The sequence below is a fragment of the Nocardia sp. SYP-A9097 genome, from assembly GCF_009649815.1.
In the GTDB taxonomy this organism is placed as follows: Bacteria; Actinomycetota; Actinomycetes; order Mycobacteriales; family Mycobacteriaceae; genus Nocardia.
In genome coordinates this window covers 45,146-62,079 of sequence record NZ_WJIC01000014.1, presented here as the reverse complement: position 1 = coordinate 62,079, position 16,934 = coordinate 45,146, and the positions used below count along the sequence as shown (strand labels likewise).

General features: G+C 66.6%; 14 protein-coding genes. 8 read left to right on the top strand and 6 right to left on the bottom strand.

The window, feature by feature from the left end; all coding sequences use genetic code 11:
* The first annotated feature begins 62 nt into the window (after positions 1-62).
* Positions 63-1,109 carry an Lrp/AsnC family transcriptional regulator gene (locus tag GFY24_RS25565; RefSeq protein WP_153807649.1) on the top strand — a complete coding sequence of 349 codons (1,047 nt, stop codon included), beginning with the start codon at positions 63-65 and terminating at the stop codon, positions 1,107-1,109.
* Here the strand turns inward: GFY24_RS25565 and GFY24_RS25560 are convergent.
* Complete coding sequence (locus GFY24_RS25560; protein WP_153807648.1) at positions 1,085-1,936, bottom strand: SDR family oxidoreductase; 852 nt, start codon at positions 1,934-1,936, stop codon at positions 1,085-1,087. The genes GFY24_RS25565 and GFY24_RS25560 overlap by 25 nt on opposite strands.
* A 38-nt stretch (positions 1,937-1,974) precedes the next feature.
* A complete protein-coding gene (locus tag GFY24_RS25555; RefSeq protein ID WP_228566651.1) occupies positions 1,975-3,462 on the bottom strand; it encodes an NAD(P)/FAD-dependent oxidoreductase in 1,488 nt (495 codons plus the stop codon).
* A gap of 91 nt (positions 3,463-3,553) precedes the next feature.
* Here GFY24_RS25555 and GFY24_RS25550 point away from each other — a divergent pair, with 91 nt between their 5' ends.
* Positions 3,554-4,567 (top strand): AraC family transcriptional regulator, encoded by a 1,014-nt coding sequence (locus GFY24_RS25550; protein WP_153807647.1) that lies wholly within the window; start codon positions 3,554-3,556, stop codon positions 4,565-4,567.
* A gap of 15 nt (positions 4,568-4,582) precedes the next feature.
* On the opposite strand, the gene GFY24_RS25545 is transcribed toward GFY24_RS25550, so the two are convergent.
* On the bottom strand, positions 4,583-6,967 hold the full coding sequence (locus tag GFY24_RS25545; protein WP_153807646.1) for a glycoside hydrolase family 3 protein: 2,385 nt from the start codon (positions 6,965-6,967) through the stop codon (positions 4,583-4,585).
* 18 nt (positions 6,968-6,985) lie between these two features.
* The gene (locus GFY24_RS25540; RefSeq protein ID WP_153807645.1) at positions 6,986-7,969 is read right to left on the bottom strand and encodes a hypothetical protein; all 984 of its coding nucleotides are present in this window, start codon (positions 7,967-7,969) and stop codon (positions 6,986-6,988) included.
* Between the two features lie 147 nt (positions 7,970-8,116).
* On the opposite strand from GFY24_RS25540, the gene GFY24_RS25535 reads away from it, so the two are divergent.
* The gene (locus GFY24_RS25535; RefSeq protein WP_153807644.1) at positions 8,117-9,355 is read left to right on the top strand and encodes a helix-turn-helix domain-containing protein; all 1,239 of its coding nucleotides are present in this window, start codon (positions 8,117-8,119) and stop codon (positions 9,353-9,355) included.
* 25 nt (positions 9,356-9,380) lie between these two features.
* On the opposite strand, the gene GFY24_RS25530 is transcribed toward GFY24_RS25535, so the two are convergent.
* Entirely contained in the window at positions 9,381-10,049 is a 669-nt protein-coding gene (locus GFY24_RS25530) for a DUF305 domain-containing protein (RefSeq protein ID WP_153807643.1), read from the bottom strand.
* Between the two features lie 46 nt (positions 10,050-10,095).
* On the opposite strand from GFY24_RS25530, the gene GFY24_RS25525 reads away from it, so the two are divergent.
* A complete protein-coding gene (locus GFY24_RS25525; RefSeq protein ID WP_153807642.1) occupies positions 10,096-10,698 on the top strand; it encodes a TetR/AcrR family transcriptional regulator in 603 nt (200 codons plus the stop codon).
* Between the two features lie 21 nt (positions 10,699-10,719).
* Here GFY24_RS25525 and GFY24_RS25520 read toward each other — a convergent pair whose 3' ends face one another.
* Positions 10,720-11,301, bottom strand: a complete 582-nt coding sequence (locus GFY24_RS25520) for a TetR/AcrR family transcriptional regulator (RefSeq protein WP_153807641.1) — start codon at positions 11,299-11,301, stop codon at positions 10,720-10,722.
* A gap of 319 nt (positions 11,302-11,620) precedes the next feature.
* Between GFY24_RS25520 and GFY24_RS25515 the strand changes: the two genes are divergently transcribed.
* The 4 genes from GFY24_RS25515 (at position 11,621) to GFY24_RS25500 (ending at position 16,922) form a co-directional block, all read left to right on the top strand.
* Positions 11,621-12,976, top strand: coding sequence for a helix-turn-helix domain-containing protein (locus GFY24_RS25515; protein ID WP_309231317.1), 1,356 nt, complete (start codon positions 11,621-11,623; stop codon positions 12,974-12,976).
* 228 nt (positions 12,977-13,204) lie between these two features.
* Positions 13,205-14,260, top strand: coding sequence for an AMP-binding protein (locus tag GFY24_RS25510; protein ID WP_194853024.1), 1,056 nt, complete (start codon positions 13,205-13,207; stop codon positions 14,258-14,260).
* Between the two features lie 277 nt (positions 14,261-14,537).
* On the top strand, positions 14,538-15,746 hold the full coding sequence (locus tag GFY24_RS25505; protein WP_153807638.1) for a hypothetical protein: 1,209 nt from the start codon (positions 14,538-14,540) through the stop codon (positions 15,744-15,746).
* Between the two features lie 63 nt (positions 15,747-15,809).
* On the top strand, positions 15,810-16,922 hold the full coding sequence (locus GFY24_RS25500; protein WP_153807637.1) for a metallophosphoesterase: 1,113 nt from the start codon (positions 15,810-15,812) through the stop codon (positions 16,920-16,922).
* Positions 16,923-16,934 lie beyond the last annotated feature (12 nt).

Genomic DNA, 16,934 nt, shown 5'->3' with positions numbered 1-16,934 from the left:
GAGTATCGAAGGCACGACCACGTGCGGTCGCCTACAAGCGGATTCGGCGTACATTTCCTCCCGTGTCAACGACTCCGGTACGAGAAACCGCCATGCTGGATCTCCTGGATACTCAGATCATGCAGGCCCTGCAATTTCAGCCGCGCCTGCCGTTCGCCCATATCGCCGCGGAGTTGGGTGTCGCGGAGCAGACCGTCGCCCGCCGCTATCGGCGGCTACGGCGTGATGGCATACTCCGGGTGATCGGTGCGGTCGATGCCCGCGCGCTCGGTGAGAGCGACTGGATCATTCGCCTGCACTGCCGCCCCGACGGTGCGGTCGCGGTGGCCGAGGCGCTGGCTCAGCGCGATGACGCGGCTTGGATCAGTATCGCCGCGGCCGGCGCGGAGATCATCTTCTCGCTGCACCCGCGCAGCGAACAGGACCGTGATGATCTGCTGGTGCAACGCCTGCAACGCAGCGCCCCCGTGCACGACATCACCGCGGCCATGATCCTGCACCGCTTCGTGCGCCAGGATGTCATCGACTGGCGCGGTAGACAATTCGTGGAAGGACGCGAATCCGGCACTGTCACAGGCGATTACACCGAGACGGAACTCCGCATAGGCGACCAGGACCGCATCCTGCTGGATCTGCTGGCCCGCGACGGCCGCACCAGCTACACGGTCCTGGCCAGATCGACCGGTATGAGCATTGGCCGGGTAACCCGCCGCATAGCGGCCCTGCAAGCGGGCGGCATCCTTTACTTCGACCTCGATATCGCACCCGCCGCAATAGGTTCCGGCACCTGGGCCTTCCTCTGGCTGCGCGTAGCCCCCGCCCACGTGGAGGCGGTCGGCCACGCCCTCGCCGAACACGACGAAACCACCTACGCCGCAGCCATAACCGGCTCCTTCAATATCTTCGCCGTAATCACCGCCCCCGACACCAATGCCCTCTACCGCTACATCACCACCAAAATGTCCACCCTGGCAGGGGTTCACAGCTTCGAGCTGTCCCCGGTGCTGCACCGCCTGAAGCAGGCGGGCTCCCGCACCACCGGCGGCAAACTAGCCCACCCCTCCCCACTCTCCAGGGCGGGCCATCACGCCTCGGTGCGGGCGCGGTAGGCGGCGCGGGCGGTTTCGTCGGAGTCGAGGGTGACCGCGTGCAGGCCGAGGACTTTGTAGACGCGGTTGCGGAGGTTCTCGGGGAGCATGGTCAGGGCGGTGATGGTGAAGCCGCCGATGCGGGGGACGAAAGTTAGACCGCCGGTGGCTTTTTCGAGTTCGCGGGCGATGGCGTCGGCTACATCCTCGGGGTTGATCACGCCGATCTGCTGGACCAGTTTATTGGGGGACAGGCCCGCTATGAGTTCGGTGCGGACGAAGCCGGGGGCGATGGTGGTGACGTGGACGCCGAGGGGTGCCAGTTCCTGGTGCAGGGCCGAGCCGAGGCCGACGACGGCGTGCTTGGTGGCGCAGTAGACCGCGACGCCAGGGGCGGCGGAAACACCTGCGACAGAGGCGATATTGACGATATGGCCGCTGCCGCGCTTGCCGAAGCGCTTACCCGCCAGCTTCGAGCCGATGATGACACCGCACAGATTGATACCGATCTGGCGATCGGTGAGCTGCTCGCTCTCCTCGAGGAACGGCCCGGTGGGCATGATGCCCGCATTATTGATCAGCACATCCAGGCCGCCGAGTTCGGTCTCCGCGGCATCGAAGAAGGCTTCGAATTTCGCGCTGTCGGTGACATCGAGGGGGAGACCGGCGATTCGGCCGCCGGTGCGTTCGGCGATCTCGGCGGCGGTCTTGCCCACCAATTCGGCGTCGATATCGCCGATCACCACCTGAGCGCCGCGAGCGATGAGCTCCTCCGCGGTGGATCGGCCGATACCGCGCGCACCGCCGGTAATGGCGACGCGCTTACCTGCGAGTGATTTGTTTGTCATGTAAATCGTTCTCTCTGCGGATTCGGAGTGCGGTGTGATCAGCGGGCGGCCGGCACGAACCGGTAATCGGCGGGATTCACCCGGGCCGTGCGACGGCGGTACTCGGACATGAGTCCGGGCCAGTTATTGGTGACCTTGCCCTTGTCGTTGGTGTACCAGCTATTGCATCCACCGGTCGCCCAGACCGAATTGGCAAGGCGGCGTTGGGCTTCGGAGCTGAAGGCGTCGAACGATGCCGGGCGCACATCCATATAGGCGACCTGGCGTGCGGCGAGTGTGCGCACGGCGTCCACGATGTAGCGGGCCTGGCTCTCCAGGATGTAGACAATGGACCCGCCGCCGAAATTGGTATTGGGGCCGTACATCAGGAAGAAATTGGGGAATCCGGTGACGGTCAACCCGAGGTACGCCTGCGGTTCGGTACCCCAGTCGCGGTCCAGATCCCGATCGTCCAGCCCGCGCACCGTCATCGGCGCGACGAATCCGCCGGACTGGAAACCGGTGGCGTAGATGATGGTATCGACCTCATGCTTGGTGCCGTCGGCGGTGATGATTCCATGAGGCGCGATCTCGGTAATGGAATCGGTGACCACATCGGCGTTCTCGCGTGCCAGCGCCGGATAGTAATTGCTGGACAACAGGATTCGCTTACATCCCATCTGATAATCGGGAGTCAGCTTGCGGCGCAGGTCTTTATCGCGAATCTGCAATCGCAGCTGCGCCTTCGACGCCAGATAGAGCGGCGCGAGGTACGCGTGCCGCACGGCCCTGCTCATCGGCAGGGTGAGCGCCGGATTCGCGTACTCGCCGATACCCCACCACGCTCCGCGCAGTGCCTTCAACGCACCCGGCACCCGATCGTAGAGCCGGTGCTCCCATGTCGCGTGCCCGTAATCCGGTTTGGGGATGAGGTATTCGGCGCTGCGCTGGAACACGGTCAGTGAGCGCACCCGGTCCACGATCTGCGGCACCAGTTGCACCGCGCTCGCGCCATTGCCGATCACCGCGACGCGCTGCCCGGTCAGGTCATGATCGTGATCCCACTCGGCGGAGTGGAACGAGGTGCCCTGAAAGTCCGTGCGCCCCTGAATATTCGGGAATGACGGCCGGGTCAGCTGCCCGCCCGCCGCCACCACGACGGTATGCGTGCTCCGCTCCCCGGTGGTGGTCTCCACCGTCCACAGCCCGGATCGTTCGTCGAAGACCGCCGAGGCGATCTCGGTGCCGTATCGCATATGCCCGGTGAGCCCGTACTTCTCGACGCACCGCTCCAGATACGCCCTGATCTCCGGCTGTGGTGCGAACGGCCGCGACCAACTCGGATTCGGCTCGAAGGAGAACGAGTACAGCGAGGACGCCACATCACACGCCGCACCCGGATAGGTATTGTGCCGCCACACCCCGCCCGGCCCCTCGGCCCGTTCGAAGACGACGAAGTCGTCGTACCCGGCTTGCTTCAGGCCGATCGCCGCGGCCAGCCCGCTGAATCCGCTGCCGATAATGGCGACCGATGGTTTGTTTGTCATACCGAAACGGTAGGAAACCTCGGTGACCTGGGCCATCGCATCCACGGCCAGGGGCTTACGATTTTCGGCCAACCAGTGCGATGATGGCCGCATGCTCTCGCTCGACGCGCTGCGCCCGGTGACCAGCGCCGCGCTGCTGGTCGACTTCGCCGCCGAACACGGGGTGGTCCCGGCGACGACCCTGGCCGGTACCGGCATTACCGCCGAGCGCCTGCGCACACCCGATGCGGAGATCACGGCGGGGCAGGAGCTCGAGCTGGTGCGCAATCTGGTGCGCGCACTGGATGATCGGCCGGGCCTCGGCTTCGAGGTGGGGCCACGCTATCGCGCCGCGATCCACGGGATCTGGGGTTATGCGCTGATCAGCAGCCCGACCGTGGGCCAGGCCGTGCAGACCGTGGCCCGGTATTTCGAGCTCTCGTTCTCGTATTCGCGTGCGAGCCTGGAGATGTCGGGTGATGAGGCGCGAATCATGTTCGACGACAGCGATACTCCCGCCGATGTGCGCGGCTTCCTGATGGAGCGCGATATCTCGGGCAGTATCGCCAACTGGTTGGAGGTCTTTCAGCAGCCACTCGCACTGCGCCGCATCGAAATAGGCGGTGGTCTGCTCCCGCGACTACGGCCGTTGCTGGCCGAGGTCGATGGCGAGTTGATCGCCGCGGCGGGCGACTCCCACTCGTTCGTTGTCGATGCCGCCCTCTTCGCCGAGCCCATGCCCGCTGCCAGTCCGGAGACCGCGCGCCTACTCGAAAAGCAGTGTGCCGCACTACTGCACCGTCGCGTCGAACGCACCCGCTTGTCCGGCGAGGTACGCGGCCTGCTGCTGCGCGGCGGTCAGGCCGCGCTCGGGCAGACGGAGATGGCCGCGGCGATGCATATCAGCGTGCGCACCATGCGCCGCCGCCTCGCCGAGGAGGGCACGTCCTTCCGTGCCCTCTCGGCGGAGACCTTCGGCCTGCTCGCGGAGGAACTCCTGGCCACCGGTCTCCCGGTCGAACAGGTCGCCTACCGCCTCGGCTATTCCGGTGCACCGAGTTTCACCACCGCCTTCAAACAATGGCGGGGCATCACTCCGGGCCGCTTCGCCCGCGAGGGTCGTTGAGCGGTAGCCGGCCCGTCAGCTCAATTGGGCGGTATGCGGCAACTCGACGACCGAGGTTCCGACATGCAGGGTGAACTCACCGGGTTCGATGGCCCAGCCCTTGGCTGTCCAGTGTTCGAAAGCGCGCCGGGGCAGGGCGATTTCGATGGTGCGGGATTCGCCGGGAGCCAGCGTGACGGCGGTGAAGCCGGCGAGCCAGCGGACCGGGCGGTCGACGGTGCTCTCCGCACGGGACAGGTAGGCCTGGTAGACCTGTTTGCCGGGACGGTCGCCGGTATTGCGGACGGTCAGCGTCGCGGTGCGGCCGGTTACCTGCAGATCCTCGGAAGACCAAGTGGTGTAACCGAGTCCGTGTCCGAAGGGGTAGGCGGGTTCGGTGCGGGCGCGCAGCCAGGCGCGGTAGCCGATGTGAATATCCTCGGTGTACTCCAGCACGCCCTTCTCGGGCGTGGTGTTCAGAACGGGGACATCGGAGATGACCTTGGGCCAGGTGGTGGGGAGGCGTCCACCGGGTTCGGCCACGCCGGTGAGGACTTCGGCCAGGGCCGCGCCGAATTCCTGGCCCGGGAACCAGGCCAGCAGGACCGCGGCGACATCGTCGCGCCACGGCATCTCCACCGGCGCACCGGAATTCACCACGACAATGGTGCGCGGATTGACCGCGGCCACGGCGGCGACGAGTTCATCCTGCCGGTCCGGCAGGCGCAGCGAGGTGCGGTCCGAACCCTCGCTCTCGATCTTCTCGGTGGTGCCGACCACTACCACCGCGACCTCGGCTTCGCGTGCCAATTCCACTGCGGCCGCGAACTCTTCGTCCTTGGGGCGCTGCGGGCGGTCGATGCCCATGGTGATGGCCATGAGCACGCCCAGCCCGGGAATGGCGGGCGGGACGGCGACCGCGATGCGCACCTCGATCTCCGCACCGGCGGTGAGGAATCGGGATACCGAGCGCTGCGGCGGTTCCAGCAGTGCGGCCACGGGATCGCCCGCGGCGTCCTGGACGTCCTCGTCGATGGCGGGTACGCCGTCGATGTCCAACAGCACCTGGCCGGTGCCGCCGAAGCCGATCTGCCATTCACCCGTGGTGTCGGCGCGCAGGCGGGCGCGCAGCTCCATCATCGTTGCCCGCCCGGCCAATTCGTCACCGAGCAGTACCAGATTGGCGGTGCCGCGGTGCCGCATGCCGATCTCGGTCGCACCGTCGAAGTACCGCACGCACAGGCCCGGCGTACCGGTCTCCGGATCGGTGATCAGTTCGGCCGGGGCCGGAATCAATCCCTCGATCAAACGCACGCCCGGCGTATGGGTCACGGGCAGCACACTCCGGATCGCGGCCAGCGGGGTACTGACATGCGTGGGGGTCAACGAGGCACTGCCACCGCCCATGATGCGCGGTTCCGCGGCGGCCGGGCCGAGCACCGCGATGGTCGTCCCGGCACGCAGCGGGAGCGTTCCGTCATTGTGCGCCAACACCATCGACTGGGTGGTGAGTTCGCGAACCAGACTCTGAATCTGATTGGCGGTGAAGTGTGTGGTGGGCGAAGGCTTTCCATCGAGCGCGCCGACGCGGTGCGCGAATCGCAGTATGCGGCGTACCTTTTCGTCGATCGCCGCCTCGGGCACCTCGCCCGCCTCGATCGCTGCCAGCAGCGGTTCACCCCAGAGCATCGGCGGTCCGGGCATGCACAGATCGGTGCCGGCCGCGGCGGCCGCGGTATTACGGACTCCGCCCCAGTCCGAGACCACGACGCCGTCGTAGCCCCATTCGCCCTTGAGCGGTTCGTCCAGTAGCGGATTCTCCGACATGGCTGTGCCGTTCACACCATTGTAGGAATCCATGAGCATCCAGGTGCCCGCCTCGACCGCCCGCTCGAACGGGTAGAGGTACAGCTCGCGCAGCGCGCGCTCGGAGACCTGGACGTCCACGGAGAAGCGTTCGGTCTCGGAATCATTGGCCACGTAGTGCTTCGGGCACGCGCTCACACCGTGCTCCTGTACCGCCCGCACATAGGCGGCCGCCATCTCACCGGTGAGTACCGGATCCTCGGAGAAGGATTCGAAATGCCGTCCGCCCAGCGGCGACCGGTGCAGGTTGATGGTCGGACCGAGTACCGCGTACACGTTCTTGCGGCGTGCCTCGGCGGCGATCAGCGCGCCGATCTCATTGAGCAGCGACGGATCCCAGGTCGCCGCCACCGCGGTGCCCGACGGCAGGCTCACCGAGGGATCCGGCTCATCGGTGGCCTCACCGCGCACCCCGGACGGACCGTCCGATACCGGCATCTCGGCGAGCCCGATGGCGGGTTCACCGGCGAGCCGGAACAGGCTCGCCCCCGAGATGAGTCTCAGCTTGGCCGCCAGGTCCAGCTTGGCCAGCAGCGGTTCGAAACGGTCGTCCATGTGCGCGGGTACTTCCTATCAGTTCGTGATGTTGCTGGCCGTATCGGCCCAGTGGTTGTTGTGCATGAGTTCGCCTGTGCCGGAGACGAATGCGCCGTGCGCCTGCGAATCACCGCGCAGTTGATCCATCATCCAAGCGGTGACATAGCCGAGGTAGCCGTTGACGCCGTCATTGCAGCCGAGGTTGGTGCATCCGGGCTGACCCTGAATGTCATTGTGGCTGGCATTGATCAGCGACGCGCGCGCCTTGGGCAGGCCGGCGGGCAGGTCGTCGTACCTGCTCGGCCCGGAGGTCGTGACAGGATCCGCGGTGCCACCGATGACCAGGACCGAACCCGAGGAGATGTCGGCGAGCGGGATATGGCAGACGTCCTTACCCGGGATCAGCGCGGGCAGGCTCGTGCACAGGCTCAGCGAGGGCGTCTCCAGCGTGACCCCGGTCTTGACCAGACCGTTCGACGTGGCCATTGCGTTGAGCGTGCCGAGCCCGCCCTGCGAGTGGCCCATCGCCCCGACCGACTTGGTGTCGAGCTTGCCGTGGAACACGCTCTCCGGATCGGCGTTCTGCTGAATCAGGTAGTTCACCCCGTCCAGCATCTGGTCACCGGTGCCGGTGCTGGTGAGATCGGGTGCGATCACCACGAAGCCCCACGACGCGAGATGCGCCAGCAGATAGTCGTATTCGCGAGGATGCGCGAGTGTTCCGTCACCCCAGGTGATGATGGAAGCCTTGGCGCCGTTCGCGCCCAGGTCCGCGGGGTACCAGATGTCGAAGGACTCCCCGGTGGAGCTGCAGCAGTCGGTGCCCGCGCGCTTCTCCACCGAATGCGGTCCGGCCTGGAAGTAGGTCGCTTCGATCGCCCCGGCGGGTTGCAACCCGGGTGCGGCCTGAGCTGGGATTGCGGCCGACATCGCCGCGCCGGACAGCGCGATTGCTGCTGCGAATGCATGAACACGGCGGCTACGCAGGCGCCGTGCGGAAGTCTTACTGCGATCACTCACGATCGCAGACGATAGGGCGATAGAACCTGTTCCAGGTTCGACTCGGACTGTCTTGCAGACAGTTGCAGACGGCAGCTGCCCTCAGACGTACGCTGACCAAATGTCCGGATCCACACTGGACCGTTCGATGACCGGGAAGGCAGGCGCATGACGGAGATCGGCCGTGCGCTGCGCACGGCACGGCTGTCGGCGGGCCTGAGTCTGCAGGGAATGGCCGCTCGCACCAACTACTCGAAGCCGTACCTCGGCCAGTTGGAGACCGGCGCGCGCGTCGTTCGGCTGGAGCATGTGGGCGCCTACGAGGAGGCGCTCGGCCTTCGGCTCGGCCCACTGCGGATATCCGCCGGTCTGGCAGCCGAGGACAATGTGCCCGCCGAGCTGGCCTCGCTACTGCTCCCGATTGTGCCGTCGGGCACCACCGGACCGAGGTTCGATCCCGCGGAGCTGCGCGCGGCCGAACGCCTCGCGCGGTGGGCGCGCGGGCTGCAGTGGTCCGAAACCGCGGAGCCGCGCCGGCTGGTGATCGACTGGCTGGAGGCGAATCTGCCCCGGCTGCGACAACTCGCACCCGGAGTGGGCCGCGCGGAGCGAGCGCTGCTGGTCGGCGCCGAACTCGCGGATATCGCCGCCGCCATGTCCTGGGATATCGAGGACGGCGCCGCGGCGCGCAGTTTCGCACTGACCGCCGCGCGCCTGGCGCAGACCGCCGGTGATTCCGGTACGGCCGCAGCCGCTTTGGCCGGATTGACCTGGCAGTACCTCGATCAGGGCCGTCCCGAGGACGGGTTGGAGGTCGTACAGCTGGCCCAGTACATGGCTCGGCGATCGGCCACCCCGAGACTGCGTGAAGCCCTCGCGCATCTGCAGGCCACCGCATACGGCGTCCTCGGCGACACCGCGGCGTTCGAACGGGAAACCGCGTACGCCACGGAGTGTCATCAGGAGTCGGCGGCGATCCCGATCGCCGATACCGCCGTCGATCGGAGCCTGACCGCCTTGTATCTGGGTTTCCTGCTCGGACCCCGGCGCACCTGGCCGGGCCGCGCCCGGCAATCGGAGCTGCTGAGTCCCAGCTATCGGCATCTGGCCGCGACGCGCCCGCAATTGGCCGCCTCGGCCTTCGGCCTGGGCCGAACTCCGGAGTCCGACGTCGTTATCGAACCGGTCATTACGCTGACCTCCGCCGCCCGTGTGCATTTGATGCTGGGCGAAGTGGACCGCGCGGCCGAGTTCGTCGGGATGGCGCTACCGTTGGCCGGATCGCGGGTGCACGGCCGCACTGCGGCCCGGCTACGCGACTTCCATTACGAGGCAGAGGAATTCGCCGAGGTCGCCGATATTCGCGTGGTGCGATCCGCGATCATGGATATCACCACCGGCCGCTGAACCTTGCGATGTATGGCCCGCCGGGTCAACCGCGCTGGGCGAGCAGCATTCCGATGTATCCGATTTCCTGGCCCTGGGTGGTGGCCATATCGCGGGCGGTGGATTTGACCGGACCGCTGGTGAGCAAGGCGTCGGCGGCCTGCGCCATGGCGACGCCGCCGTAGTGATGGCGCTGCATCAGTTGCAGGAAAAGGGTTTCCGCGTCGCGGCCGGTGGCGGCGGAGAGGGCGTCGAGCTCGGCCTTGGTCGCCATACCGGGCATGGTGGTCGACTGGGTCGTGGTGCCGGATGTAGTGGTCGCCGGGTGATGCTCGTGCCCGGTCATCGCGGATTCGCCCCCATTGTGCATCCACGACATCGGCTGTGGATTGGTGTTCGTGGCGTGGGCCAGCCGGAGCCAGCCCATCAGCGTGCCGACCTCGACCCGCTGACTGTCGCCGATCTGCTGGGCGAGCCTGCGCACGGTCGGATCGGTATCGGGATTCAAGCGCTGCACCATGATCAGCGCCTGTTGATGGTGGGCGAGCATATCCTGCACGAACCCGGTTTCGGTCTCATTCAGAACCGTTGCCGGAGCGGCTGTTTCGGAAATGAACAGGGGGCGGGCGGCCGCTCCCAAGACCACCAGCAGCAGTGCGAGCGAGCTGAGCGCCGCGCCGCCGATCCATTGGCGTCGCGTCGGAAGTGATCTCATGTACCGCCCTTTGCCTGGGTGAAATAACGTAACAAGCTACTATGTAATGGTGAATCCGGATACCTCCCCGCGTCCCGGCCGGCCTCGTGACACCGATAAGGACCTGGCCGTCCTCATCGCCGCGCGGCACCTGCTCGCCGAGGTCGGATACCCGGCGGCCACCGTGGTGGCGATCGCCAAGCGCGCAGGCGTGAACACCCCCGCCATCTATCGCCGCTGGCCGACCCGGCAGGCGTTGCTGGAGGAGGCGATTCACGGTCCGGGCGGGTACCCCGCACCCGAACCGACCGGTGATCTACGCGCCGATCTGGCGACCTGGGTGCGAATCTTCCTGGCCCGCGCCGACAGTCCCGCCGCCCGTGCCGGTGTGCCCGGCCTGCTCGCGGATTCGCAATCCGATCAGGCGCGCCGCAGGCTGCTGGCCATTGGGGCGCCGGTGCGCAAGGCTTTCGCCGAACTACTCGACGGTGCGATGGACGACGGTCGCATACCGCGGGGCGTCGATACCGATCTGCTGTTCGAAATCCTTTCCGGCACAACGACATTCCACGCACTGGCACGTGGCGGTGATCCGGAGCCGTTCGTCACCGGTCTCTCCGGGGCACTGTATGTGATGGCGGCGCAGGGGAAGCCGCCACACCGGGTCTGAATGTCGCGACCGCCGGTGCTGTCAGCCCACCGTGATGCCGATCGAGGCCAGGGTGCGGTCGATCAGCGCTTCGATGCGCTCTCGGGGCCAGGCGGTCGGATCCTCCACGGCGGCAACGGTAATGCCGTAGACCGTGACCAGCAATTGATCCACCACCTCGGTGGGCGTGCCGGTCCGTTCGAGCAGGGTGACCAACTGTCCGCTCAGCCACCGGGTGTACGCGGCCGAGATTTCGCTCATCCGCTGCCCGACGACGGCGGTGGAGAGCGGCAGCGCCACCAGCCAGGCGCGCGACTCGCGCAGTGCGGCCTCGTCGACGGGGCAGCTCTCCACCAGCGTGGCGCGCAGGGTGACGACGGGATCGGATTCGACCGCGACGGATTCGTAGAATATCCGCTGCCAGTCGGCGATCTTGGTGGTGACGGCGTAGTCGAGCAGTTCGGCGCGGGTCGAAAAGGCTTCGGTGACAATGGTGGTCGAGCCGCCGAGCTCCTTGGCGATGCGCCGGAAGGTGACCGCGTGCGGTCCGTCGTCGGCGGCCACCCGCCAGACCGCGTCGACGATGTCGCGCTTGCGTTGCACATGGTCGACCGCGCGTGGCATCGGTCCTTCTCGGTGGTTCGGCAGTTCGGGACTTCAATATACAACCGATGTTGTACAACGCTCTGCTCAGGTAATCGCGACGATCATATCAATGGACCATTGACCAAGTCGGACTGGAAATATAACGTCTGTTGTGAAACGCTTGTTGTATATCCGAAGGGTGTAGTCGAGATGAGAATCCGAGCCTCGATCCGGGCCGAGCGTTTCGACGAGCAGTCCGCCGATGATCAATTGCGCTGGGTCGCGGACCTTTTCTGCGGTATCTCGCTCGTACCCGGCACCTGCGCTTGAACCGGCCACACCAACAGGGGGTGTAGAAGTGGATGCGATCGCCTGGACGCCGGTCATTCCCGTTGCGGCACAGCGGGTTTGGCAGGAGATACTGCGACCGATCGCACGTGAGCTGCGTGCGAGCGCATCCACCCTGACCGACCGTGCGGTGGATCGGATGCTGACCGAACTGCCCGGCCTGTTCCCCGATGCGCAGGCCGCGGAGGAGAGCCGCGGCAGCATTCTGGCCCATATCCTGCAGCTGGCGGACACGCTCGAACATGCCAGCGACCCACGGAGATTCGCGCTCCCCGAATCCGGCCTCTCGCTGATCCGCTCCCGGGTGCGCCGGCAGGTACCGCTCTCGGAGATCATGCGGCTGTACCGGATGGCACAGGAACGGGTGTGGCAGTGGATGTTCGCGGGTATCACCACCGCGGCCCACGATGCCACCGAGCTGTCCATGGCCGTGGATTTGGCGACCGGTTGGCTGTTCGCCTACACCGACGGGGCGATGATCCGGGCCGAGCGCGCCTACGAGGTGGAGCGCGAGGGCTGGATGCGCAGCGCGGCCGCGGAGCAGTCGGCGGCCATCGCCGATATTCTCGCCGAGCGGGAACGTGATGCGGCACAGGCTTCGACGCGGCTGCGGTACGAGGTGAATCGTCATCATCTGGCGGTCAGCGTCTGGCTCGAGCGTGCGCCCGAGGGCGGTGACGCGCAGTCCCTGCTCGGCGGTGCGTTCGCCGAAATCGCCCGGCGGGTCGGGGCCGAGAGCACACTCACGCATCATCCGGGTGCGCTGGTGCTGGCCGGATGGGTCAGCAGCCGTGAGCCGTTCGCGGCGGAGTCGCTCGCGTGCCTGGACCACAGCGGGTCGCCGGCGGGCGTGGTCGTGCGGTCCGGATTAACGGGCGGGCGGCCGGATCTCGGCGCGAACGGGGCAGCGTCGGTCCGGGTGGCGCTCGGCGTGCCCGGGCATGGCCTGGGTGGATTCCGGCGCGGGCATATCGAGGCCGAGCACGCACGACGGGTTGCCGCGCTGATCGGGGCGCGCGCCGACACCGCGACCCGCTATCGGGATATCGCGGTCGCCGCGCTCTGCACCGCGGACCGGGTGCACGCGCGCGACTTCGTCACCCGGGTGCTGGGTCCGCTGGCCGCACCCGATGAGAGCACCTTCCGGCTGGCGATGACCCTGGCGGTCTATCTCGAGGAGAATCGCAGCCGCCGACGAGCCGCGGACCGGTTGATGGTGCATCCGAATACGGTCAGTTACCGCGTGCAGCAGGCGGAGGCGATCCTGGGCCGCACTGCCGACACCGACATTCTCGAGCTACAGGTGGCACTGGCGATTCTGCCCGCGATGCCCGGTCTGAGCGCCCTGCCCGCGCCGGAGTTGTGATGTGAGCACAGCGGCGCGGCCGAATGCTGTCGTCCGGCGACAAGTAGTGAATGTCCGGTTACACCTAAGGTGACGTGCGGTGTCCGATCGGCCACCCATCCGGCCGGGAGGGGCACGCCGCGCCCCTCCCGGCCGGACTTTGGCAAATCCGTAGCGGTTCAACCGCTTTCGTGCGCCTCGATGACGTGCCGCACCGGTTGTCGCCGCCTCGCCGATTCAGGAGTTGCGATGATCCATGCGCCGAGGGCGGACGAGAGCCAGCTGACACTCACCGCCGTGGTCGAACGAGCCGAGCACAGTCATGCGAACCGGGAGGTCGTCACGCGCCGGCCGAACGGCACGGTGGACCGAACCACATTGGGGGAGTGTGCTATTCGGTCCCGCCGGTTGGCCGGCGCGCTGGCCGGGCTGGGCATTGCCGACCGCGATGCGGTCGCCACCCTGCTCTGGAATCAGGCCGAGCACCTCGAACTGCATTTCGCCGTCCCCGCCATGGGGGCGGTGCTGCTCGCCCTCGATCCGCGGCGGCCCACCGAGGAGCTCGTGCGCATGGTCGCCGACGCGCGGGCTCGGATCATCGTCGTCGACGATTCGCTGCTGGGGGTGCTCGCGGCCTTCGCGCATCGCCACACCTTCGAGCAGGTGATCGTCGTCGGCAATGACTGGCCGATCCCGCCGGAGATGCTCGACTATCAGGCGCTGATCGGTGCCGCGGCACCGATTGAATGGCCCAGGATCGACGAAAAACAGCCCGCCGCAATGTATTACACCTCCGATGGGGCGCCCGAGCCGGTCCGCACGGTGCATTCGCACCGTGCGCTGGTGCTGCGCGCGCTGGCTGTCGCGCTCCCCGACGAACTGGGTGTCTCCGCGCGCGACACCCTGCTGCCGGTGCTGCCGCTGTTCCGTGTCGAGGCATTGGGGCTGCCCTATGCCGCCGCACTGATCGGCGCGCGGCTGATCCTGCCGGGGCTGCGGCGGGATCCGGTCGGCATGCTGAATCTTATTGCCGGCGAAAGCGTTACGGTCACGGTGGGTGATCTGGATGCCTGGCTGGCCGTGCTCGCCGCATTGAACGGGGTGCCGCGCCGCTGGGATCTGAGCCGTCTCGATCGGCTCATCGTCGGCGGAGTCGCGGTGGCGCGCAGTGTATTCACCGGATTCGAACGGCACGGCGTGCGGATGGCGCAAGCGTGGTCGATGACCGCGCCGATGGTCGCTTCCAGCACGGTGCCGACGGTCGCTTCCAGCACGGTGCCGACGGTCGCTTCCAGCGACGCGTGATCGTGACTAGCGCTGTGGCGTAGCGGGATTCGGTGCTGTGACATGAGCACAGTCGGCATTGCGAACGCTGTTCCGGCGGGACAAGACGATGTCCGCCGGATTCCCTACGCTGCCAGGCGTGGTCCATCGTGTGGTATCGCGCGATCGTCATGAAGTTAACCGGCGTTACCTAGTTGGTCTACTGTTCACTCCGGATCAACCAAAGGGAAGCTTAGATAATGTTAATTGGGGTTCGCCGATCTGAACGAGCGTCCAAATTGATCCGGAGACCTCTCGCATGCGAATCCCCCGCACCCTCGCGCCCTTTGCCGGTGCGCTCACCCTGACGGCCGTACTGGCCGGAACCGTCCTGACTCCGACGCTGGCGCACGCTGACGAGGCGGATACCTTGGCGGCCACCGAGATCAGTGATCAGTCGACCGTATGTGCCGGTGGCGCAATGACTTTCGACAATGTGGTGACCGCCGCCGCGACCGCCCTGCGCGGGTCGGTCCCGGCCGAGCAGGCGGCCGGATTCGATCGTCAGGTCGCCGATTTCCGCGCCACCCTGGTCAACACCCGGGTGCACCGTGACGGACTGCCGGTGGATTCGGCAACGCTCGGTGAGCGCGCCGCCTTCCTCGACGATCCGATCGTCAGCTATCTGGTCAACGGACTGGACGCGGTCCGCACCGGCCGGATCGATCAGACCATGTCGGTCTCGCGGCTGACCGTCGTCGATGCCGTCGAGGTGTTCATCCTGGCCACCGGCATTGTGAAGATCCCGGCCAAGCTGATCGCGAGCATGGTGCCCACCGTCGGCATGTTCCTGAAGCCGATCGTGAGCGCGCTGTTCAGCGGTGTGAAGTCGCTGGCGCACAAGATCAGGAGCAGCCTGGCGGCGAATTGCGCCGTGCCGAACGATTATCCGGCGCTGGTGGTGGACGAGTCCGCGGTCGCGTTCGAACCGGTGCAGCTGCCCGAGGCGATTGTGGCGCTGGCCAATACGCTGGTCCGTGCCGACGGCGTCTGCACCCCGGTCGCCGAACTGACCGTGACCGACCTGGTCGAGCGCACCCGTGCCTACCTCAATACCGTTGACCTGCAACTGGATCGGGCGTCGATGAACGCCTCTGCGGACAGCCTGCAGACCTTCCTGGCCGAGAACCGGGTCGCCCGGTCGCTGCTCATGCGGCGCAGTGAGGAGCTCGGCCCGCTGGTCGACGCGCTGCACCTGGGTCCGGTGACCTTCCTGGCCAACCTCGGCTTCGATATCGCTCAGGGCCGGGTATTCGAGACCGCCCCACTGGCCGAGGTCCGCGTCGAGAACGCGCTCGATCTCTCCACCCTGGTGCTGGATACCGCGAGCCTGCTGGTCGGCGCCGGTGGCGGTGCGACCGGCCCCGCGGGTGACGTCGCCAAGGTGATGCAGAAGCTGGCCTTCGCACCCACCGATTACGGCGTCCCGATCGTCAAGGGTGTCATGCAGACCATGTGTGCCGTCTGATCATCGAAAACGCTTCCTCCAGAACATAACCCGAGCTCCACAGAACGGAATCCGGTGAGCGACATGCAGCAACCAGACATCTCCCCGCCGAGCGGCCCGGTCCTGGGCCGCCGCGAACTGCTGGCCGGAGCGGCCGGCGCCGCCGGTGCGCTGGCGGGCATCGGCCTGCTGGGTCTCACTCCGGCACAGGCGGTTCCGGTCGCCGCCGGTGTCACCAAATTCGACCTGCCGAACTCCGATCAGGTCCGGGTACTGGTGACCGGCGATGCCGGCACCGGCACCCTGACCCAGTTCGCCGTCGCCGACGCGGCCCGTGCGTACCATGCGCGCGAACCGTTTTCGATGGCGGTCGGACTCGGCGACAATCTCTACTACAGTGGCCCGTCGGGTGAGCACGACGATCAGTTCAACACCAAGTTCGAGACTCCCAATGCGGGACTGGACTTTCCGTGGGCCATGGTGCTCGGCAACCATGACAACAGTTCGATCCTGCCCGGTGACGGTGGCTGGCTCGCGCGCGGCAATTACGAGGTCGCGTACCACGCCAACTCGGCGCGCTGGTGGATGCCGAGCCGCTACTACTCACTGCGGGTGCCGCAGCAGAACCCGGTGGTGGAGTTCTTCATCCTCGATCTGAATCCGCTCGCGAGCTACATTCCGCAGATCCTGGATCCGTACTGGGCCGTGGACGGCCAGTTCATGAACGATCAGCGCGCCTGGCTGGACAAGGCACTGGCCGAGTCGCCCGCCAAGTGGAAGATCGTCTGCACCCACCACCCCTACCTGAACAACGGATCACACGGCGCCGCAGGCCATTACGACGGTTTGCCCGCGCCGATGAACGGGATGCACGCCAAGACGTTCTTCGAGGACCATGTGGTCGGCAAGGCCAATTTCATCCTGTCGGGCCATGACCACACTCTCCAGGTCTTCGAGCCGACCACCGAATCCAAGGGCACCCGGCAGCTCATCTCCGGCGCGTCCTCGCAGACCGGGAAGTCGCAGTCGATGGTGGGTAGCAGCGGCGGCACGCGTTATCCGGCGCTGTTCGAGAGCTTCGACAAGCTCGGTTTCATGGTGCTGGATCTGACCCCGAGCAGCGTGAATCTGCGTGTGGTGACCGTTGATCCGGCCACCGACCAAAGCTCCCGGGTATTCGATCAGCGACTCGTCTGAGTCCGATCGAAT